The following is a 1,200-nucleotide window of genomic DNA, read 5'->3' on the forward strand; positions in this document are numbered from 1 at the left end:
TCGCTCTGGTTGTAGGCCCTTATATCAGCCCCTGCAGTCGCGCCTAAAATGTAGTAGTGCACTTGCCCCTTGGGGTTGTACAAGGAACCCGCAGCAGACATGGACAAGTATTGAGGATATTGTAACACAGCCCCAGGCCGGATGTCTTTCATTGCTTCATCAGCGTCTAACTGGGAGGCAAAAAAGAGTGATCGAGTCAGATCACCGGTAAAGCGCGGTAGTTTGAGCAGCGCGCCGTCCAATTCCTGAACCCACTCCATCTCCTTACTATCAAGCGGCTTGACTTCCCGTAGCTTTTCGTTCAGTACATAGGATTCTCCGCCAATATAGCGTGAAATCGCTGCTTCCTCTGATTGTGTGAGTTTCGGTGGTACTGGAACAACCGGTTCTGCGACTCCCGGGACTTCAACCTCTGTGAAATCCGGTTCAGGCATTTCCGGCACAGTTTTAACAGCAGGAGGCGTCACGGGTGCTGGTTCTGAAACTTTTGGCGGCTTATCGGCATCCTTGGGCGCGTGTTCGGCTTCCCATTCCCGATAGGTCATGTCTGCGGGTACACTGTAAGTCTTTCCGTCTTTTCCCCGTGCCGCACGTTCACTAGGCTCCTTGTCCTCGTTATCACCCGTATCATCATCAAAAAACGGGATCGTTGTTGAACGACAATTTCCACTCCAAGCGATCTTACCATTTCTCCTAACCAACAAGGTGTGATGTTTAGCCAATTCTACGCAATAAACCATCCCGTCATACGATACGTCTTTCACATCCATATTGTTTGTCCAAGAATGGATTTGTTTGTTCCAAGATACAATCCATAAATTATGGTTTATGGTATAGACGCCATTTCGAAATTCAATTTCTCTGCCAGCCATGTTTTCCAGACGAAAACTTGGTCTTCCTCCGGCTTTCATGATGAGTTCGCCGAGATCATCCGCCATTCGCTTGGAAGTAGAGAAGAATGTTATAGAGTCTTCGAACTGATGCCCTTTCCACAACTTTCCCTTTCTCGTAGTTCCGTCGGTTTTTGAGTATGCAATCAAAAAAGCCCTGATCATCTCAGGACTCATTTGTTTTATAATGTCCGGAACGTATTTTTCGTGGCATAGACCAAACCGAGCCAATTCTTCGCCCAACTGCTTGTCTCTGATACTTAGGCTTTCTTTTCCTTTATAGATTTTAAACGGAAAATCTTTTAATTCA

General features: G+C 46.7%; 1 pseudogene. It reads right to left on the reverse strand.

Going from position 1 to position 1,200, the window contains the following annotated elements:
- A pseudogene (locus NYE69_RS33555) lies at nucleotides 1-1,200 on the reverse strand (hypothetical protein); the annotation flags it as partial.

The organism is Paenibacillus sp. FSL R5-0527 (genome assembly GCF_038008055.1).
Lineage (GTDB): Bacteria > Bacillota > Bacilli > Paenibacillales > Paenibacillaceae > Fontibacillus > Fontibacillus macerans.